A 20,558-nucleotide genomic window follows, 5' to 3' on the forward strand; every position below is an offset into this window, starting at 1 on the left:
AAAAGCTCAGGTCATCGTCTGTCATGGATTGCGTCCGCAAAATTGGGTTGCGGACGCAATCGTGTGCCTTCTCTGCATCGGAAGCTAGGTGTGGGAAATCGCGCGCTTACGATCGATCAGCTCATCGGGGAACAGCTTCGGCGCCTTCGGGTTCTTGCTCTTCTTGGTCACTGTTGTTTCGGTCATTGGACGTTATTTCCGTTATCGTCTCATGACCTCGACACACTAAAAATCTGACAGGCTCCTCATCGACGATCTACGCGAGCGTATCGCCGCGCACTATCAGATTCCGCTCAATGACCTGCTGCACGAACAACGCGCGCCTCCCGACAATCCTCACCCTCGCAACATCGACGATCCATTCTGATGACCATCATCTAACAACAGCGGCCCATAACCGCCCCTGTTGTTGACGCTTCTACTCAACTTTGCGCCGCCATCTAATGTCGCTTTTACACCGCCGCTAACACCAGCAGAAGGTATTGCAGGCCGGGGACAAATATGCGAGCCTGAAGGAACGTATCCGTGCGCTCTTTGAGCAGCACAAGGGCCGCTATGGGTACCGTCGAATAACGGCTGCCATGCGGTGCCAGGGCGACAGAATCAACCACAAGAGGATACAGCGTCTCATGGGCGAGCTGTCCCTGAAGTCATGCATTCGACCAAAGAAGTACAAGTCGTTCAAAGGGAACGTCGGCAAGATAGCTCCCAACGTACTGAAGCGAAAATTTGGTGCGTCGCGCCCCAACCAGAAGTGGGTGACGGACGTGACCGAGTTTAACGTCGGCGGCCAGAAGCTTTATCTTTCTCCCGTTCTCGATCTCTACAACGGCGAAATCATCGCCTACGAGATGGCACGGCGTCCGCTATTCGACATGGTCAACACAATGCTGAACAAGGCCTTCGCGAAGCTCGGGCCACGCGACAAGCCGATACTGCATTCCGATCAAGGCTGGCAGTACCAGATGCCTGTCTATAGCCGTCGGCTAAAACAGCAGAGAATCAGGCAGAGCATGTCGCGCAAAGGCAATTGCCTCGATAATGCCACGATGGAGAGCTTCTTCGGAACGCTCAAGTTTGAATTCTTCTACCTGAACAGGTTTCGCAACCTCGACGAGCTGCAAGCCGGCATCAAAGACTACATCCACTATTACAACCATGATCGAATCAAGCTAAGATTACGAGGACTTAGCCCAGTCCAATATAGAATGAAATATAAGCAGCACTAACGTCAACGTGTCCAACATTCCGGGGTCGGTTCAAAAAATAGGTGGACACCTATGCTCCTCGCTCAGAGCGTCAGTTGGTAGACGTCGAAAATGGATCGCTTACCTTCTTCCGTAGTGTGGAGAAAACACCGCTTACGAAATACTACCTCTCCAATCTGCCGGCCGACACCGGCCTGGCGCAACTCGTGGCGTCCGCACATATGCGCTGGCGCATTGAACGGGACTACCAGGATCTGAAGCAGGAACTGGGGCTGGGGCACTACGAAGGTCGAGGGTGGCGCGGATTTCATCACCATGCAGCCCTGGCCATTGCGGCCTACGGGTTTCTGCTCGCTGAACGTCTCGCTACCGGCACTCCGGTCAGCGCCAAAAAAAACTTCGCAGCACGCCAGACACCTGCTGTTCCCGAAGATTACATTGCGAGGGGAAGTCCGCCGCGCGCAACGCCACACGGCTGATTCGCTCGCTACCATTCGCTATCAACTCACCGTGCGGCTTGTCGCAGTCTCGACGTATGCCCATGCTGCCGAAGTCCGGTGAGACGCGGTGACTTTATGACACAGTAAGATTAACACCAAGCCGAAAAAGTTAACAGACCCAAAATTTAATTTCGCAACAGCGTCTTAATCGTTGCTAGCTCGATGGGCGGCCGCAGGGCCCGCATGACAAGGTAGTGGACGGAGAAGCGCGTATTTGGGCGAACGTGACCGCTGATTTCGATCACCCGCCCATGATTCGCCGGGTGGTCGGTAACGTGACAACGCCAGGACAAGTCATCGACCGGATTTCACCGCGGCGCTGCCGCCGACCAGTGCGAGCAGAACTTGTACCGGATGGGGCAGGGCGACCGCATCAATGGCGCTCGCCTGGCAGCGGCAAGAGTAGCCGGTCGCCATCAGCCTGCCACCGGCATAATGCCGTGCCACCGTCGGCCCCCAACTCATCTGGTAAATCGTTTCGGAGGTTGAGCGGTTCTGGGCTTCGTGCCCGTAGGTGCCGGACATGCCACAGCAGCCGACGGGCAGGACGTTCAACTGGGCGCCGCAAGCCGTGAAAACGCGCTCCCAGTTGTCCATTGCAGCTGCCGCATTCGTCCGCTCAGTGCAATGAGGAAGCAGGAAATACGGTTCGACGTCGTCCGAGATGTGGCTCCCGGCTGATGCGAGCGCTTGGGCCAGCCATTCCTGAAGCAGATAGACATGCGGCGAATTTGCCTCGCCGAGCGTTTCCTTGTATTCCGAGCGATAGATCAACGTCATCGCTGGGTCAATGCCGATCAGGGGAATGCCGGTGCTTTCAAGGCGCTTGAGCATCGTCGCATTCTTCTCCGCGGTGCGGTGAAACTGACCGAGGAATCCATGCACGTGGAGAGGTTTCCCGCCAGGCAGAAAAGGAGCGAGCAGCGGATGGAATCCGAGTCTGTCGAGCAGGCGAAGGGTGTCGAGAACCAGGCCGGTTTCGAAGTGGCTGGTGAACGCGTCCTGCACGACAATGACAGCCCGGCGCGCTTGAGCTTCGACAGCAGCGATACTGGCCGGGGTCGCTAACGCGAAGCCGGCGCGGCGCGCTTCGGCGATTAGGTCGAGACCGCTCAGCATCGGCACGCGGACCAGGCCGACGCGGCAAAGCAGTGATTTTGCGACGCGGCTCGCCAGCAGCGCGTTGACGAGCCGGGGTGCCTTGGCCAGCTGTGGCAGAGCAGGTTCCAGCGATGCCAGCAACAAGTCCCTGATTGGGCGTAGATAACGCGTGTGGTACAAGGCCAGAAACTTGGACCGAAAGGCGGGCACGTCGACCTTAACCGGGCATTGTCCCGCGCAGGACTTGCAGGCCAGGCAGGTGTCCATCGCCTCCTTCACCTCGTGCGAAAAGTCGTACTCGCCTCCGAGTTTGGCGACGGTATGGCGAAACCTCGCTGGAAGAGATGCGATCCATCGCAAGCCACCCGCCGTTTGCCCGTTAAGATCATCGCCTTGTCCCTGCTGGCTTAGCAGGTATAGCCATTCGCGCAGCAGCGAGGCTCGGCCTTTGGGCGAGAAGCGGCGATCACGGAGCGCTTTCCATGACGGGCACATTGCGTCATCGGGATCGAAGTTGAAGCAGGCTCCATTGCCGTTACAATGCAGTGAATCCGGGAATGATCGGCGCAGTTCGATCGGAATGACGCGGTCGCGTTGGCCGCGCGTCGAAACCTCGTCCAGACGCAGAAGTGCCTGCCCGGCGGGCGCGGCAATCTTGCCGGGATTGAACTGGTTGTGTGGATCGAACACCGTCTTGATGTCCTGCAGCCGGCTGTACAACGGCCCGAAGAAGGCCGGCGCGTATTCAGAGCGCAGCCCCTTGCCATGTTCGCCCCACAGCACGCCTCCATATTTGCGTGTCAGGGCCACCACTTCGTCGGTGATCGAGCGAATGAGCTCTTCTTGCTCTGCATCCTTCATGTCGATGGCTGGACGGACATGCAGGACGCCGGCATCGGCATGCCCAAACATGCCGTAGACCAGACCTCTTCCGTCGAGCAGGGCGCGGAATTCCGCGATATAGTCAGCGAGATTCTCGGGTGGCACGGCAGTATCTTCGACGAATGGAATCGGGCGCCGTGCGCCTTTCAGGCGTCCAAGCAGACCGACCGCGCGCTTACGCATACCCCAGACCATCTCAACCTCTGCATGGCCGTTGGCAATCGAATGGCCGAGCACGCCAGAAGCGCTGCCCGCGCTGCTGAACAAAGCGAGGGCAGCGCTCAAAGATGCGTTCAGGGCATCAGAATCGTCTGCGGCAAATTCGATCAGGTTCACGCCTTCAAGCGGTGAAGCAGCATCAGGAAAAAAGCGCTGGATCGCAGGCCAGGTATTGTCTTCACGTGCCAGGTGTAGGACGACGGCATCGACCGTTTCGATCGAGGTCGCATTCAGTCTCAGGAGTCGCGGTGCATCGCGCAGGGCTGCATCGAAGCTCGCGTAGCTGACTACAATCAGCGCCGTGAACAGTGGAATGGGCAACAGGTTAAGCTTCGCTTCGGCGACGAAGCCGAGACTGCCTTCCGAGCCGCACAGGATACTGTTGAGGTCAAACTGGCCTCGACTATCCCGGATATGAGCGAGATCGTAGCCTGTCAGGCTACGGTTCAGTTTTGGGAAGTGATGCTGGATGAGTTCGGCATCGCGTTTCTGAATTTCGTCGACAGTACGGTGCAAACGTCCGATTAGATCAGGGCGCGCCTTGATCTCCGCCAACTCCTCATCGTCGATAGGAGCGGAGGTCCAGGGCGTCCCGTCGGACAGCACCGTGACCAGTTCCAGCACATGATCGCGAGTCTTGCCGTATCGGCACGAGCCTTGGCCGCTGGCGTCGGTATTGATCATGCCGCCGATGGTGGCCCGATTGGAGGTGGAGAGTTCCGGGGCGAAAAAGAGCCCATGCGGTTTGAGTACCGCTTCCAGTTGATCCTTGACGACACCGGCTTGGACCCGCGCCCAGCGTTCCTCGACGTTGATCTCGACTATGCGGTTCATGTGGCGCGACAGGTCCACGACAACGCCGTCACCGAGGGATTGCCCATTCGTGCCCGTGCCCCCTCCTCGGGGAAACAGCCGCAGGGAATGAAATCGCGGATTCGAGGCCAGACGGGCGATCCTGATCAGATCCTGTTGCGTCTTGGGAAAGACCGCCAGCGCAGGCAGGATCTGGTAGATAGAGTTGTCGGTAGCCAGTGCCGTACGGTCGGCGTGCCCACCGCGGATGTCTCCCTCGAAACCGTGCATCCGCAGTTCCGTCGCGAACTCCAGATAAAGATTGTCGATCTGCGGAAGACGATCGAGACGCGGAATCATGAGGGGCTGCTCCGTTACGGGTTTTCGGCTTCGAGAAGGATGGGTGGACGACATCAGGAGATTTCTTTGCCTTTGGTTTCGGGCAGGAAGATTGCGGCGAGGAGGACGATGAAATAGGCGCCACCGGCGAACATGCCGATGGCCGCGCCCAGTCCACTCGTGTTTGCGAGATAGCCCACCAGGCTCGGGAAGAGCGCGCCGATGCCGCGACCGAAGTTGTACGCGAAGCCTTGACCGGTGGCCCGCACGGCGGAGGGAAAGAGTTCGGTTAGGTACGCTCCCATGCCGCTGAAGATGCCGGAGGCCGCGAAACCAAGCGGAAAGCCCAGGAAGAGCATCTGCTCGTTCGAGAGTGCGACGCGGGTGTAGATGTAAATGGTGACGCTCGAGAGTGCAGCGAAAATCAGCAGGTTGGCCCGGCGGCCTAGGCGGTCGGTCAGAACTGCACCTACCAGATAACCGATAAAGGATCCCAGGATGATCACCGACAGGTAACCGCCTGTACCAATGACCGACAGGTGGCGCTCAGTCTTCAGGAACGTGGGCAGCCAGGTCGTCACGGCGTAATAGCCACCCTGCACACCGGTGCAGAGCAATGCGCTCAGTACCGTCGTCTTGAGCAGTCTTGGCGAGAAGATGGACCAGGCGGACATTGGTTTTTCGCTGGCCACTTCCTGCTTGCGCGTGCGCTGATACAGTTCGGGTTCCGGAACGTTTTTGCGGATGAACAGCACCAGCACTGCGGGGATGACGCCGATCCAGAACAGGACGCGCCAGGCATACTCGTCCGGCAGCAGGGAAAAGGCGACGGTGTAGATCCCGGCCGCCACTGCCCAGCCGATAGCCCAGCCACTTTGCACCGTGCCGACAGTGCGGCCGCGGTACTCGGTGCGGACCATTTCTCCGATCAGTACTGAGCCGACTGCCCATTCCCCGCCGAAACCCAACCCTTGCAGCGCGCGCAGCACGAGAATCTGATCGAAGCTTTGGGCGAAGCCGATCAGCATCGTGCACACCGAGAACCAGAGAATGGTGCCCTGCAGGACACGCACGCGTCCGATGCGGTCGGCCAGTATGCCGGCCAGCCAGCCGCCAACGGCCGAAAAAAGCAGGGTAACGGTGGCCAGCATGCCGGCCTGCCCTTTGTCGATGTGAAAAATGGTACCCAGCGTCGAAATGACAAAGGTAAACACCATGAAATCGAAAGCGTCGAGCGCCCAGCCGCCGAATGCGGCGATAAAGGTGCGACGTTCGGTCTGACTCATTTGGGCGATGAATCCGCGCCGTTCGGCCGGGTTCGTTTGACGATAGGAACTCATGTCCTTGTCTCCTTGCTTGTGCTTGTGAAATCAGGTGGCGCGGCTCTCGAGGCTCACGAAAAGCCATAGAGGCGAGCGGGATTGGTGACCAGGATGCGTCGGCGAATTTCTGCGTCTGGCGCCCATTCGGCGAGCAGGTTGAGCAGCCTGCCGGTGTCCGGCGTGCGGTTCAAGGATACGTGCGGCCAGTCGCTTCCCCACAACATGCGGTCCGGCGCGTCGTCGATCAGCGTCCGGGCGAAAGGAGTGACGTCTTCGAAGGTTTGAAAGCGGTCGCTGATGCGATAGGCGCCCGACAGTTTGACCCAGTAACCGTGATCGGTGACAAGGCGCCGCAGCGCGGCAAAGCCCCCATCCTCGAGGCCGGCGGCTACGGGCATGTGCCCCAGATGATCGATGACGCCCGCGACTGGCAGGCTCGCCATGCGTGGCATCAGTTCGGGCAGGTGGCGAACGTCCATCAGGAACTGCATGTGCCAGCCAAGATGCTTGATGCGTTGGGCGAGCGTCTCCATCGCCGCGAAACCGATGCCGCCACCGAACAGTACATTGATGCGCAGACCGCGCACGCCGGCTTCGTGCAGCGTTTCCAGCTCCCGGTCGGTGACGTCGGGAGACACGACGGCGACACCCCTCAGGCGGTCTGCGTGGCGCCGCAGCACTTCGAGCATGCAGCGGTTATCCGTGCCATACACACTGATTTGGACCAGTACGCCGTAGGTCATGTGCAGAGCGTCGAGCATGGCCAGATATTTGCCTTCAGTAGCTGGCGGCGGTGTATAGCTGCGTGCGGCTGCAGCCACCATCGGATAGGCAGAATCGCCAGAGATTACGTGGGCGTGGGTATCGACCGCGCCATACGGTACGTCGAACGCAGGGAGCTCAACCTCGTCGTGCGGTGCGGCGCACGACGGTGCCGACTCACCATGGGTCGGTTCGTTCATCTGTCTCCTCCATCTGAAACATTGGGGATCATCCCGCGACCGCGCGTGATTTTCACGCGCGGCAGGCGCTCTGAAGCCTACGCTAAACTTGTGTATCGCCAGTCTATGTTGCTGTGGCGACGCCAAAAAGCGTATTATTTTCCGCCTAAGCATGAGTTCTATGAATGAATCCGCGTACTCTTACCCCTTCTATGTCCCTGCTGCTAGCATTCGAGGCCTCGGCGCGGCACCAGAGCTACACCAGGGCTGCCGAGGAACTCTCCCTGACGCAAAGTGCGGTCAGCCGCCAGGTGCAAGCACTGGAGGAGCTTCTCGAGGTCCGGCTATTTCAGCGCAAAGGACGACGGATCGAACTGACCGACGTTGGACGAATGTATATGCGCGGCGTGGGTGTCGCGATTACGGGTCTACGGAATGCGACGTTGCAGGCCATCGCGTATCGGTCGGGGGGCGGTATCCTGAATCTGGCGGTGCTGCCTACCTTCGGCGCGCGTTGGCTGATGCCGCGCTTGCATTCGTTTTACGCCGCAAATCCGAACGTGATCGTTCACATGCATTCGAGAATCGGATATTTCGATCTCGAAACGGCAGGCGTGGATGCGGTGATAGGCGTCGGCAACGGCGAGTTGCCTGGCCTTATATCGCATCGCCTGCTCGAAGAGGAACTTGTTGTTGTCGCTAGTCCGGACTTGTTGGCCCGACATCCCATCAAATTGGCACGCGACCTGGGTTCGCTGTTGCTGCTGAGGGTCGCTACGCGGCCGAACGTTTGGCAGGAGTGGTTCGATGCTTGTAACGTCAAGCTACGCGGCTCCTATCTAGGACCAACCTTCGAATTGACATCGCATCTGATCCAGGCAGTGGCGACAGGTATCGGGGTCGGTCTGGTTCCGCGATGCCTGGTTGAGGAGGAGTTGCAGTCAGGCAATCTAATCGTGCCTTTTGAAGCTCCCTATGTCAGCGGGCTCAACTATTACTTTGCCTACCCCACTCAGAAGGCAGATTTACCGTCGATCGCTGCTTTTCGCGACTGGCTCCTGGCAATCAACTAGACATCATGTATGGGTGCGACGTGAGGTCGCGTAAAGGATTGTTTTCAGCTGGCCTGTGCCAGCGAGGAAACCGGCTGTTCCGTCAGCGGTACCCTGCCGGCGCATGCGATCTCGGTAACGAGGTGGTATGAAGCTGCCGGCGGCGTAACCCACCCACCTCAAGGTCAAGAAACGGTAGGGCTAGGCTGGTGAGCCAAAGAACTGCCTACGCACATGTAACGCGCCGTCTACAACAAGTAGCCCGACAGCGGTCCAGATTGGAATATAGGTCATCATTTCGTCCGGCTTGATCCGCTCGCCGATCGCGAGCGCCACGAAAACAATGAGTACCGGTTCAACATACCCGAGGAGGCCGAACAGGCTGAAGGGGAGCTTGCGGCTCGCGAGGATGTAGGTCATGAACGCGGCCGCGGTGAGCATACCCAATAACGGCACAAGGACGTAAAGGCCGGGCGCGCGCTGGAAGGCCGCACCCATATCGGCATCTTTAAAAATGAAATAAGCCGCCACAGTGAACGTGAGGAGCATGTCGAACCAGAGACCGCCAAGATTATCGGTTCGCAGCTTCTTTCGCACGGCAAAATAGAGTGGGAAGCCCGCAGCCACAAAAAGGGAGAGCCACGAAAAGTGGCCGACGAAGTAAAGCTGATGCAGCACGCCGAGCGCAGCACTCACCGTCGCGATAGTCTGCAGCAGCGACAACCTCTCACGGTAAAAGATCTGTCCCACTAGCAGCAGGGTCAGAGGGAGCATGAAATACCCGAGCGACAGGTCCATCCCGCGCTGGTTGATGGGAGCCCAGAGGAAAAGCCATTGTTGTGAGCCGAGCAGCGCGCTGCTTGCGCAAAGTCCAACGAGGAGCCAAGGTTCTTTTTTGATTCGCGCGAAGAGAGCTGTGATGTATCGTGATTCGTTTCCTACCACCATCAGCATGGTGAGAAACGGCAGCGTGAGAAGCATGCGCCAGGCAAAGATCTCTTTCCCATCAAGAGGGACGAGGAGCGTCGCATAGAAGTAAAGCCCAGCGAAGAGAGCTGATGAAGCTAATGAACAAGCGATACCGAACCTGAGCAAAACAACACCGTACAAGGTTTGTGATTACTGGATGAGGCGCTGGAACGCGCACCCAGGGAATGGATGGTCCCATATCGGACCATTTTCGAATTTGGACACCAGCCAGTCTTTGAATGCGAGAGTTTTGGCGGGTGAAAATCGCGCAGAAGGCCTTACAAGATAGACCGCTCCAGAGCCATCGAGCTGCCACTCTGGAAGAATCCGGACCAGCTTGCCGCTCTTCAGATCACGGCTCATGAGCCACTCTCCTGCCCCGAGGATGCCCACGCCGTCGCGTGCTGCGGCCAGCAAAGTTTCGCTGTCGTTCGCGGTCAGCGAGCCTCTCGGCACAATTGTCTCGTGCAGGTCTCCTTTAACCAAACGCCACTCCGGGAATGTTGCGAGCCGCGTGAACCTCAAACAGCTGTGTCGAAGGAGATCCTTGGGAGCGTCAGGTGAACCATGTCGTTCCACATATTCCGGCGAAGCACAGAGGATGCGGTGGTGGGCACACAGTTTCTTCGCAATCAGCCGGTTGTCACTGAGCTCACCGATACGTATGGCGGCATCAAAACCCTCGCCGATGAGGTCAGCGAATCGCTCGCTGTAATCGGCGATGATGGAGACTTGCGGGTGCTTCTCAAGAAACTCGGGCAGCATTGGACCGATCCAGAGACGTCCCATTGCAGCGGGAAGGGCGAGACGCAGGACGCCTCGAGCTTCAACGGCACCTGATGACGCCTCCTGTTCTGCCTCCATGATCGAGCCAACGGCAGACCGGAGGCGCTCGACGAGCGCCACACCGGCATCCGTCATCCTGACATGCCGAGTAGACCGCTCGATCAACCGCACACCCAACCGTTTTTCCATTGCGGCGAGCCGCTTTGAAATCACCGTTGGATGACGCTCCAGTTGCCGGCCGGCCGCGACAAAGGAACCTTCGGAAGCGACAGCAAGTAGCGCGGCAATCTCGTCTGCGTGGGTTGTATCGAGCGTAGTCGGGATCATGGTTTCAGAATGATCGCTCCTGCTGACGTACCGGTTTCGAGGTCTGCGTGTGCCGTTGCTGCATCTGCCAGCGCGTAAGTGCGCCAGATGCGTGCCGAAATTGTACCTGCCGCCAGCGCGGACAGTACATCCCTCGCGCGCTTCTGGTATTCAGCTGCGGTGCTCGTATGGGCCACAATCGAAGGGCGCGTCAGAAAGAGCGAGCCTTTTGCGTTCAACGTGGATACGTCCACCGGATCCGGAGCGCCGCTCGATGCTCCGAATGACACAAGAAGACCGCGCGGTCGCAGACTGTTCAGTGAAGCGTCGAAGGAGATCCGACCAATCGGGTCATAGACGACGTCGACCTTCCGGCCTTCGGTTGCCTTTGCAACTTCATTGGCAAGCGTAGTGGGATTAAACACAATCACGTCGTCGCAGCCTACGTTCTTTGCGACCTGAACACTTGCCGCCTTCGACACGACGCCAATGACGGTTGCACCCAGCGCTTTTGCCCAAGAGGCCATAATCTGGCCCACGCCGCCAGCCACGCCATAAAGAAGGACAGTGGTTCCTTGCGTAACCGGAAACGTTGACTTCAAAAGATATTGCGCAGTAATGCCCTTGAATAGCACCGCCGCTGCATCTTCGCAGGAAACGTCGTCGGGAAGGGGCACAAGTCTGTCGGCAGGAAATAGACGTGCGCTTGCGTATGCGCCAATGGGGCCGGTCGCATACGCGACTCGCTCCCCGACCTTGACGTTGTCGACCCCCGCGCCGACTGCTATGACCCGACCTGCACCCTCAAGCCCCAGTCCGGATGGTAGCGGGATTCGGACGGCACCGTTTCGCTGGGTGACATCGAGATAGTTCACGCCGATCGCTTCCTGCTCCAGCCAGACTTGACCTGCTGCCGGGTCGGTCTTCTCACCTGTACTGACTGTCATCACATCTGGCGAGCCTGTGTCGGTAATCCGGATTGCTGTAATCATTACTGCTCCTCTGTCGACCGATCGCTTTCCCTATGGACCCCCATTCTGATAGCTGCGACGGACAAGAGCAATGGCACGTTTTTGCATTTCAAAAATGCACCCCGTGCAGCAATCGATTCAACCGCGTCGAAACGGTGATGGCGATGTTTGCCTTGAGAGCGCTGTGAGGTCGCTGGGAACGTCAACCGACCGAGACCCGGTTTGCCTGTGCTGCGTGAACGGACTCCATGGGTCCAAGTTTCGCAAGCGTCAGGACGAGGATTGCGACAGCGGCTCCCACGCATACGACGGCCATCCACCCAATCGTCTGCATGAGTCCACCGGAGAGCCTGCCGATTGACTCGACGACGAGCGGGCTCAGGAAAGGCGCACGATCAAGGCTCGCCTGGCGCAATGCGACCGGTTGGAGGCCGCGTTGCGCCAGGCCGTCGTCAACTGGCGCTTTTATCCTGCCGTGCTGGGCCTGCAGACGATGCGCGGCATGCAGTTCACCACGGCAGCGGGCATGCTCGTGGAGCCCTGGGATCTGTCACGCTTCGCCCACCCGCGCCAGCTGATGGCCCGGCTGGGGGTGACGCCGTCCGAACACTCATCGGGCGACAAGCGCCGTCAGGGCAGCATCACCAAGAACGGCAACAGCTATGCAAGAAAGTTGCTGGTGGAAGCGGGCTAGAGCTACCAGCACCCGGCCCGCGTGAGTCCCGAAATCCAGCGCCGCCATGAAGGCATCGCCAAGCCCATCGTTGACCGCGCCTGGGACCCGCAGATGCGCTTGTGCCGGCGCTACCGGAAGCTTCTCGCGCGGCAACCGGAAGAATATTGCGGTGGTCGCGGTCGCTCGCGAACTCGCCGGTTTCATTTGGGCCAGCACCCAGCTCGCCATGTGGCTTTCCGTACGGCCCGAGATGCGCATGGCGTGACGCGAGGCTTGAGCAACATGTAGATCAACCTCATCACCTGAGCAAGAGTTTCCTGAATGCGGTGTAGCCCGGTACGCGAGCAACCCGCGAAACGGTTAGGCAACGGATTTGATTCGACTTGCGGCACACTGGATAGCAGCAGGCTCGCTGGGCGGACTGTAATGCGGTAACGAATCCGCGGATATCATAATCCACCGTCGAGATTTACTGCTACGTCGCCCTCAGGAAATCCAGATGGCAGCTCAAACCAAATCCGATCCCTTCTTGACAAGCGGAGTCGTATCCAACCGCCTTGGTCTTCACCAGGCTCAGATGTGAAGATGATGTCAAGCTCGCGACCCGTGAGCAGTTCAGCTTGGTCCATCGCAAGACCGGCCAGAGACGCGTTATGCGGGATACCAAACATTCTCATAATCGGTCACTCTTCCTTTATGGTGGATAATATGGCATTCCATGCTCCTGATCACGCCATGGTGTGACCCGAGCTTTCTCTGTCCACTTTTTACTTATGTCAGATCTTAAAGTTGTCCGCGAAACCAAAACCCTTCGTGAGCTAACGCTGGACAAGCTGCGCGACGCAATTGTGCAGGGGTATTTCCAGCCGGGCGCACGCCTCGTCGAACGCACGCTGTGCGACGAGTTGGGGGTGAGCCGCACGATTGTGCGCGAAGTATTGCGGCACCTCGAGACCGAGGGGCTGGTGGATGTTATCGCGCGCCAAGGGCCGGTCGTCGCGCAACTGAATGCCGGCCAGGTTAGCGAAATATACGAACTGCGCGGGCTACTGGAGGCGAATGCCGCACGCGCGTGTGCCGAGCAGTCCACACCCGAACTCGTGAGGCGACTGCGGGAGATCCGCAAACAGATCGAAGCAGCGTTCCAGGTCAAAGACTTGCCAGCGGTGCTCGCCTACACGGAACACTTCTACGAGGCGTTGTTCGAGGGCGCGCAACGGACCGTCTCCCTGGCCGTGGTCAAGACGCTCAATGCGCGGATTAATCGATTACGCGCACTCACGATAGCCACGCCGGGACGCAGCCAGGAGTCGAATCGCGAGATGAACATGATGCTTGATGCCATCGAACGGCGCGACGGCGATGCCGCGTCTTCCGCCTCGATCGCGCATATCAGGCGCACGGCGGAGCTTGCGCTTGCGGCGCTTGCTCAACGAAGCGAAGGGGCGGCCGAAGCTTGACGCGAACGGCCTGACGATTCTCCACCGCTTGTCTGCGCCGCGGTTCCGCGGCGCGCTCCTTCCGAGCGCCAGACCACTCCCACTCCACTCCCCATAACGCGCCGTTCGCTCGCGGCGTTGTCTTCGCTCGACCCGGCCGCGAGGCGATCCTGGTTTTTCAGCGCGAGCCTCCGACCGTCAACCGCGTGTCGCTGGCAACGTCCATGCCAGCCAGTTCTCCGTTCGAAATTATGGTATTCCATAATATTTTGACGCGAAAGGTTTGCTGTAGTATGGCATACCATAATCTTGTGGAGCATGAGCCGAATGAATCCTGACCGGACGCCCAGGCTTGCCGCAGCGCGCGGCGAGATTGCAGGGACGAGCTACAGCGTGCATGCGCCGAAGTCGGGCGAAGCGCCGGCAACAGTTGTCCTGATTCACGGCGTGGGGATGAATCAGAGCGTATGGTCGTCGCAGATCGAGCCGCTGACGGCGGCGAACTACGAAGTCGTGGTCTACGACATGCTCGGTCACGGCGCCAGTGCTCTGCCTCCGGCCGAGCCGACGCTCGATGATTACGCCGCCCAGCTCGAACGCCTGCTCGACGGCCTCGACATCGAGCAGGCGCACGTCGCCGGTCATTCGATGGGCGCACTCGTCGCACTCGAGTTCGCGCTGACTCGTGCGCCGCGTACGCTGAGCGTCGCTGCACTGAACGCGGTCTACGACCGCTCGCCTGCACAACGCGAAGCAGTAATGTCGCGCGCCGCGACGCTGGGCGATGCACCGCTAGATAGGGGCGGGAATGCTGGCGTCGATGCCACGCTCAAACGCTGGTTCGGTGACCCGGTGCCGGCGCATCTGACGCAGGCGGCGCAAGCGGTGCGCCACCTGCTGCTCTCGGTCGATCCGGTCGGCTATGCGCGGACTTACGGTCTCTTCGCCTGCTCGGACGACGTCCACGTTGGCCGGCTGACGAGCCTTGCCGTGCCCGCCTTGTTCCTGACCGCCGAGCTAGATCTGAACTCGAGTCCGGACATGTCGAGGGCGATGGCAGAGGCCGCGCCGTTCGGTCGGGCCGAGGTGATTGCGGGTGCGCGTCATATGATGAACGTTAGCCATCCAGAAGAAGTCACCGCACGCCTGCTCGCTTTTTTCGCCGAAACAGCGCAACGAAACGGGGCAAATGCAACGAACGTGGGAGAAGACCATGTCTGAACCGATCATCGAACAGACTTTCGACACCCTCGAATTTCGCCGCGCTCTCGGCGCATTCGTCACCGGCGTGACTGTTGTCACGACGATCCAGCCGGACGGTTCCCCGCGCGGCTTCACGGCCAACTCGTTCGCCTCGGTTTCGCTCGATCCGCCGCTGATCCTCGTGTGCATCGCGAAGAGCGCGGCGAGCCATGCGGTCTTTGCCACCACGAATCACTTCGCGGTCAGTGTGCTGGCGGGGGAGCAGAAGGCCGTGTCGGGCGTCTTCGCATCGAAGTCGGTCGACAAATTCGCGCAGGTCTCATGGTGCGTCCGCGCAACGGGCGCGCCGGTCATGGAGGGCGCGGCGGCCACGTTCGATTGCAGGACGCACGACATCGTGGATGCCGGCGATCACATCATTCTGATCGGGCGCGTGGTGGACTTCGTGCATACGAATTCGTCGCCGTTGGGTTACTGCCGTGGCGCTTACGTGAACTTCAGTCTCTCGCAGGACGCGCTCGCGGCAACCGGCGCGCGCGCTCAGGTGGGCGCGATTCTCGAACATCGCGACGGCCTGGTGCTGCTTGAAACGAAAGACGGTTTGCAGTTGCCGACCGGCGTCAAGCTCGAACCCGAAAGCGATGCGGGGAGCCTGCGCGGCGTGCTGGCGAAACTCGGTCTCACCGCGCATCTCGATTTCATTTTTGCCGTGTTCGAATCGGGTAGCGGTCCGTCGGCGAGTGTCCACGTCTATTACCGGGGGCGCGTGAGCAGCAGCCTTGCGGCCATGATGGACAGTGCGATCCACATCGTCCCGCTGCCACTGATTCCATGGAGCGAACTGCGCGACGACGCCGTGCGCTCGATGCTGCAGCGCTATGTGCGCGAGCGCAGCGAGGACGCCTTCGGCATCTACGTCGGCGACACAGAGGCGGGACAAGTCCAGACGCTCGCGACAACGCATTGAGATGCCCGGTGTCGCACGGCTGCCGCCGTCATCCGGATACGCTTTGCGACGACCGGCTTGTCTTGGGTTAATCCACCAAAAGATCCATCAATCTGGCATCGCAGTGGGGAGACAAAGGAAAAGATGGAAAACAGCAACATGAAGCCAGCGCGTTCTTCGCCGTTGGCCGCAGAGACGACCGATTCGACGACCACGCAGTCAATTTAGCGCGACCAAACCGACTTGAAGGATACCGATATGACCCGCACCCGCAGTCTGATGATTTCTCCGCTGTTCGCGCTGTGCGCGGCAGCGTTCATGGCGACGCCGGCGCTTGCCGCAGATCCCATCGTGTTCACGAGTTGGGGCGGCACGACGCAATCGTCGCAGCAAAAGGACTGGGCGCAGCCTTTCACCCAGGGGAGCGGCATCACCGTGCTGATGGATGGTCCGACCGACTACGGCAAGCTCAAGGCGATGGTGGACAGCGGCAATGTTAGTTGGGACGTCGTCGACGTCGAGGGCGACTTTGCCTATGCCGCGCAAAAGGCAGGGCTGATCGAGCCTATCGACTACACCGTGGTCAAGAAGGGCGAGCTCGATCCACGCTTCTCGAGCGCCGATGCGGTGGGCAGCTTCTATTACTCGTTCGTACTCGGCTATAACAAATCGAGCTTCAAGGGCGCGCAGCCGCAGGCGTGGGCCGATCTGTTCGACACGAAGAAATTTCCCGGCAAACGAACGTTCTACAAGTGGTCCGCACCTGGCGTGCTCGAAATTGCGCTGCTTGCCGACGGCGTGCAGCCGGACAAACTCTATCCCCTCGACCTCGACCGCGCATTCAAAAAGCTCGACTCGATCAAGAGCGACATCGTCTGGTGGAGCGGCGGCGCGCAGTCGCAGCAACTGCTCGCATCGGGAGAGGCGCCCGTCGGCATGTTCTGGAACGGCCGTCTGCATGCGCTCGAACAGACGGGCGTGCCGGTCGGCGTTTCGTGGAACCAGAACCTGACTGCCGCGGACATGCTCGTGATCCCGAAGGGCGCGAAGCACAAGGCCGAGGCGATGAAGTTCCTCGCCGTCGCGACGAGTCCGCAGGCGCAGGCAAAGTTCGCGCAGGATACGGGCTACGCGCCGATCAACGTGAAGTCGGCGGCGCTGATGCCTGCTGCAGTCGCGAAGACGATGCCGGACCAGTACAAGACCTCGCAGATCGACCTGGACATGAAGTACTGGGCGGACAATCGCGACGCGATCGCGAAGCGCTGGTACGCGTGGCAATCGAAATAAGCGTTAGCGAAAGAGGCGTGCCCCGAAGCGGCGGTCAGGCAGAAGGCGCGTAGCAGCAACTGGAGAATGCAGGAGATACCATGCCCAATGTTCTGAGTACCGCGGCCCATCCGCCGGCGACACCCACACGTCGGCGTCGCGACTGGCGCAACATTCGCCTGTTGATACCGGGGCTCGTGCTCCTCGTGATCTTCTTCATGCTGCCGGTGCTTTCGCTCCTGCTGCGCAGCGTGCTGGAGCCCACACCGGGGCTGCACAACTACGAGCAGCTTCTCGGCTCTTCCACCTACCTGCGCGTGTTCGGCAACACGTTCCTGGTCGCGACCGTCGTGACCGTGGTGACGGTGGCGATCGGTTTCCCGACCGCATGGCTGCTCGCCATTGCGCCGCGCAGGCTGAGTTCGCTGCTGTTTTCGATCATGCTGCTTTCGATGTGGACCAACCTGCTGGCGCGCACGTTTGCCTGGATGGTTCTGCTTCAGTCGACGGGCCCGATCAACCGCATGTTAATGGCGATCGGCCTCATCCACGAGCCGCTGCCGCTCGTGAACAACCTGATCGGTGTGACGATCGGCATGACGTACATCATGCTGCCATTTCTCGTCATGCCGCTGCACGCGACGCTGCGCAGCATCGACCCCTCGACACTGCGCGCCGCGGCGGTCTGCGGCGCGAGTCGCTGGCAGGCCTTCTGGCGCGTTCTTGTGCCATTGGCGATGCCGGGCATCGCATCGGGCGCATTGATGGTATTTGTCATGGCCCTCGGCTACTTCGTGACCCCAGCATTGCTCGGCGGCGCGCAATACATGATGCTCGCCGAACTGGTGGCCCAGCTGGTGCAGGAGTTGTTGAACTGGGGTCTCGCCGGTGCCGCCGCCTTCGTGCTGCTCACCGTGACGCTCTCGCTCTACGCGCTTCAACTGCGGTTCACAGGCGGCGCGCGCGCCACTGTTGGAGGCCTTTGACATGTTGCTCGATTTCGACCGTTTAGGTGCGTTGCGCTGGGCGCTGCTTGCAATCGGCGCTGCCGTTGCACTTTTCCTTCTGTTGCCCATTGTGTTCATCGTCGCCTTGTCGTTCGGCGATTCGCAGTGGCTGATCTTTCCGCCGCCGGGCTGGACGCTGGAGTGGTACCGCCAGCTTTTCACCGACCCGGGATGGCTCGACTCGCTGCTCACGAGCGCCAAACTTGCGGTGATCGTGACAGTGCTGTCCGTGCTGATCGGCTTTCTTGCATCGCTTGCGCTCGTTCGCGGCAAGTTTCGCGGCCGCAACGCGGTGAAGGCGTTTTTTCTGACGCCGATGGTTCTGCCCGTGGTGGTGCTGGCTGTGGCGCTCTATGCGTTCTTTCTGCGCATTGGCCTGACCGGCACGATGACCGGCTTCGTGATCGGCCATCTGATCATCGCCTTGCCGTTTTCGATCATTTCAATCAGCACCTCGCTGTCGAGCTTCGATACCGCACTGGAAGACGCAGCATTGATCTGCGGGGCATCGCCGCTCGAAGTGAAGCTGCGCGTGACATTGCCGGCGATCCGACTCGGCCTGTTCGCCGCCGCGATCTTCGCGTTCCTTGCGTCGTGGGACGAGGTGGTGGTGTCGATCTTCATGTCGAGTCCGACCTTGCAGACGCTGCCCGTGCGCATCTGGGCGACGCTGCGGCAGGACCTGACTCCCGTCGTCGCGGCAGCATCCTCGCTGCTCGTCGGACTGACGATCGTTTTGATGTTGGCGGGCGCAGTGCTGCGCCGCGCCCGATAACGCCCGAACAATGAGGTGATTAGCCATGACTTCCGCATTCCTGCAAATCCAGCGCCTGCGTAAGACCTACGACGACGTCGTTGCCATCGACCAGGTTTCGCTCGATGTGCGCAAGGGCGAGTTCATGACCTTCCTCGGGCCGTCGGGCTCGGGCAAGAGTACGACGCTCTATATCGTTGCGGGTTTTCAGGAGCCGACTGAGGGTCGCGTGCTGCTCGACGGCAAACCGCTGCTGTCGGTCGCGCCCAATAAACGCAACATTGGCATGGTGTTTCAGCGCTACACGCTGTTTCCGCATCTCACCGTCGGGCAAAACGTGGCTTTCCCCTTGCGGGTGCGCCGCCGCCCCGAGGCGGAGATCAAGAAGAAGGTCGAGCAGATGCTCGCGCTGCTTCATCTCGCGGAGTTCCGCGATCGCATGCCGGGTCAGCTCTCGGGCGGCCAGCAACAGCGGGTGGCGATTGCGCGCGCGCTGGCGTACGACCCGCCTGTGCTGCTGATGGACGAACCGTTGTCCGCGCTCGACAAGAAGCTTCGCGAGGAAATCCAGCTCGAATTGCGCCGCATCCACCAGGAGACCGGCGTGACGATTCTCTACGTGACGCACGACCAGGAAGAGGCATTGCGTCTTTCGGATCGTATCGCTGTGTTCAACAAGGGCTGCATCGAACAATGCGGAACCGGCGAAGAGCTCTATGAAAATCCGGCTTCGCGCTTCGTCGCCAACTTCATTGGCAATTCGAACTTCCTGCCTGTTCGCATCACCGCGCGCGACGCGGCGCAATCGAGCGCCGTCTTCCCGAGCGGCCATGCAATCGCGGCCACCGGCGATGCCACGCTTTCGGTGGGCGGCGACGGCACGCTGATGGTTCGCCCCGAGCAGATCCGCATTCGCGCTGCCGGGGCGGCCAAAAACACGGCGGGCTTGCCAGTTACCGTGCGAGACATCACCTATCTCGGCGACGCCATGCACTACTCGGTGACGACGCCGTGGGCACAGGACATGTCAGTGCGGATGCCTGCGGGAGATCATCGGGACAGTGGGATCGTCATCGGCACGCAGGCCTGGATCGACTGGGATGCGCGCGACACGAGGCTGTTCGCGCAGGCTTGATCGGATACAGCAATGCACGAACCGATCTCGTCCCTGAAAGTTGAGCGCCGAACGACCACCCTCAGAGCGCTTGCGCTCGAGAAAATGCGTAGCGCCATCCTGGACGCGCGTTTTCAGCCAGGCGCCCGGCTGGTCGAGCGGACCTTGTGTGAAGAGCTGGGCGTGAGCCGCACGGTCGTGCGCGAAGTGCTGCGCCATCTGGAGACGGAGGGGCTCGTCGATACCCTGCCGAATCAGGGTCCCATCGTTGCCGTGCTCGATCTCAAGACCGCAACGGAGATTTACGAAATTCGCGGCCTGCTGGAGGGCGAAGCGGCGTCCGCCTGTGCGCGGCTTGCCGACACACGCACCGTCGACGATCTGGACGCACTGATCGACAGCATTCAGCTCGCTTTCGACGACCGGGACTATCGCGCAGTGCTGTCCTTCACGACAGCGTTTTACGAGCGCATGTTCACCGCGGGCCACAAACAGGTCGCGTGGGAAATCGTCCAGTCGCTGACGGCAAGAATCAACCGCCTGCGAGCGTTGACCATCGCGTCCGACGATCGCGGCAGCCAGGCAGTTCTGGAAATGCGTCAGATCCTGGCCGCGATACGCGCGGGGGACGCGGTCGCCGCGCACAGCGCCGCCGTCACGCACATCAGCGGGGTGGCGGAAATCGCCAGGAAGCTGTTGGTTGAAGGGCAGGGACTCTTGCTCCTGAAACGCGCGGGGTAATCTTCGGGCCCGTTGCTCCTT

The 20,558-nt window shown here is 60.2% G+C and carries 15 protein-coding genes and 4 pseudogenes; 12 read left to right on the forward strand and 7 right to left on the reverse strand.

Features of this window, described 5'->3' with window-relative positions:
• Positions 1-108: 108 nt before the first annotated feature.
• Positions 109-186 (reverse strand): annotated as a pseudogene (locus tag JMY24_RS36415) (transposase); the annotation flags it as partial.
• A gap of 281 nt (positions 187-467) precedes the next feature.
• On the opposite strand from JMY24_RS36415, the pseudogene JMY24_RS36420 reads away from it, so the two are divergent.
• Both JMY24_RS36420 and JMY24_RS36425 read left to right on the forward strand, forming a co-directional pair.
• Positions 468-1,229 (forward strand): annotated as a pseudogene (locus JMY24_RS36420) (IS3 family transposase); the annotation flags it as partial.
• A 134-nt stretch (positions 1,230-1,363) separates the two neighbouring features.
• Positions 1,364-1,687 (forward strand): annotated as a pseudogene (locus tag JMY24_RS36425) (IS701 family transposase); the annotation flags it as partial.
• A gap of 315 nt (positions 1,688-2,002) precedes the next feature.
• Here the strand turns inward: JMY24_RS36425 and ydiJ are convergent.
• Genes ydiJ through JMY24_RS36440 form a run of 3 tightly spaced genes read right to left on the reverse strand, consistent with a single transcriptional unit; the run spans position 2,003 to position 7,325 of the window.
• Positions 2,003-5,062 (reverse strand): D-2-hydroxyglutarate dehydrogenase YdiJ, encoded by a 3,060-nt coding sequence (ydiJ, locus tag JMY24_RS36430; RefSeq protein WP_128598252.1) that lies wholly within the window; start codon positions 5,060-5,062, stop codon positions 2,003-2,005.
• Positions 5,063-5,115: 53 nt separating this feature from the next.
• The gene (locus JMY24_RS36435) at positions 5,116-6,381 is read right to left on the reverse strand and encodes an MFS transporter (protein ID WP_128598251.1); all 1,266 of its coding nucleotides are present in this window, start codon (positions 6,379-6,381) and stop codon (positions 5,116-5,118) included.
• Positions 6,382-6,434: 53 nt separating this feature from the next.
• Positions 6,435-7,325 carry an amidohydrolase family protein gene (locus JMY24_RS36440; protein WP_201703958.1) on the reverse strand — a complete coding sequence of 297 codons (891 nt, stop codon included), beginning with the start codon at positions 7,323-7,325 and terminating at the stop codon, positions 6,435-6,437.
• A gap of 164 nt (positions 7,326-7,489) precedes the next feature.
• On the opposite strand from JMY24_RS36440, the gene JMY24_RS36445 reads away from it, so the two are divergent.
• Positions 7,490-8,377: a LysR substrate-binding domain-containing protein gene (locus JMY24_RS36445; RefSeq protein ID WP_102634211.1), complete on the forward strand. Its 888-nt coding sequence runs from the start codon at positions 7,490-7,492 to the stop codon at positions 8,375-8,377.
• A gap of 180 nt (positions 8,378-8,557) precedes the next feature.
• Here JMY24_RS36445 and rarD read toward each other — a convergent pair whose 3' ends face one another.
• Genes rarD through JMY24_RS36460 form a run of 3 tightly spaced genes read right to left on the reverse strand, consistent with a single transcriptional unit; the run spans position 8,558 to position 11,409 of the window.
• On the reverse strand, positions 8,558-9,451 hold the full coding sequence (gene rarD, locus JMY24_RS36450; RefSeq protein ID WP_128598250.1) for an EamA family transporter RarD: 894 nt from the start codon (positions 9,449-9,451) through the stop codon (positions 8,558-8,560).
• Between the two features lie 24 nt (positions 9,452-9,475).
• Positions 9,476-10,438, reverse strand: a complete 963-nt coding sequence (locus JMY24_RS36455; RefSeq protein WP_128598249.1) for a LysR family transcriptional regulator — start codon at positions 10,436-10,438, stop codon at positions 9,476-9,478.
• Positions 10,435-11,409, reverse strand: coding sequence for a quinone oxidoreductase family protein (locus tag JMY24_RS36460; protein ID WP_128598248.1), 975 nt, complete (start codon positions 11,407-11,409; stop codon positions 10,435-10,437). Before JMY24_RS36460 ends, JMY24_RS36455 begins: the two co-directional genes overlap by 4 nt.
• A gap of 358 nt (positions 11,410-11,767) precedes the next feature.
• Between JMY24_RS36460 and JMY24_RS36465 the strand changes: the two are divergent.
• The 9 genes and pseudogenes from JMY24_RS36465 to JMY24_RS36505 form a co-directional block, all read left to right on the forward strand.
• Positions 11,768-12,329 (forward strand): annotated as a pseudogene (locus tag JMY24_RS36465) (transposase); the annotation flags it as partial.
• A 508-nt stretch (positions 12,330-12,837) separates the two neighbouring features.
• Positions 12,838-13,524: a GntR family transcriptional regulator gene (locus JMY24_RS36470; RefSeq protein WP_102634254.1), complete on the forward strand. Its 687-nt coding sequence runs from the start codon at positions 12,838-12,840 to the stop codon at positions 13,522-13,524.
• A 306-nt stretch (positions 13,525-13,830) separates the two neighbouring features.
• Positions 13,831-14,724 (forward strand): alpha/beta fold hydrolase, encoded by an 894-nt coding sequence (locus JMY24_RS36475; RefSeq protein ID WP_128598247.1) that lies wholly within the window; start codon positions 13,831-13,833, stop codon positions 14,722-14,724.
• Positions 14,717-15,673 (forward strand): flavin reductase family protein, encoded by a 957-nt coding sequence (locus JMY24_RS36480; protein ID WP_128598246.1) that lies wholly within the window; start codon positions 14,717-14,719, stop codon positions 15,671-15,673. The genes JMY24_RS36475 and JMY24_RS36480 overlap by 8 nt, the downstream gene beginning before the upstream one ends.
• 237 nt (positions 15,674-15,910) lie before the next feature.
• Entirely contained in the window at positions 15,911-16,942 is a 1,032-nt protein-coding gene (locus tag JMY24_RS36485) for an ABC transporter substrate-binding protein (RefSeq protein WP_128598245.1), read from the forward strand.
• An 80-nt stretch (positions 16,943-17,022) separates the two neighbouring features.
• Positions 17,023-17,907 (forward strand): ABC transporter permease, encoded by an 885-nt coding sequence (locus tag JMY24_RS36490; protein WP_128598244.1) that lies wholly within the window; start codon positions 17,023-17,025, stop codon positions 17,905-17,907.
• 1 nt (position 17,908) lies between these two features.
• Positions 17,909-18,703: an ABC transporter permease gene (locus tag JMY24_RS36495; protein WP_128598243.1), complete on the forward strand. Its 795-nt coding sequence runs from the start codon at positions 17,909-17,911 to the stop codon at positions 18,701-18,703.
• A gap of 25 nt (positions 18,704-18,728) precedes the next feature.
• A complete protein-coding gene (locus tag JMY24_RS36500; protein ID WP_102634260.1) occupies positions 18,729-19,817 on the forward strand; it encodes an ABC transporter ATP-binding protein in 1,089 nt (362 codons plus the stop codon).
• 12 nt (positions 19,818-19,829) lie between these two features.
• Positions 19,830-20,537 (forward strand): GntR family transcriptional regulator, encoded by a 708-nt coding sequence (locus JMY24_RS36505; RefSeq protein WP_128598242.1) that lies wholly within the window; start codon positions 19,830-19,832, stop codon positions 20,535-20,537.
• Positions 20,538-20,558: the final 21 nt, after the last annotated feature.

Source organism: Paraburkholderia kirstenboschensis, from assembly GCF_904848585.1.
GTDB classification, from domain to species: domain Bacteria; phylum Pseudomonadota; class Gammaproteobacteria; order Burkholderiales; family Burkholderiaceae; genus Paraburkholderia; species Paraburkholderia kirstenboschensis.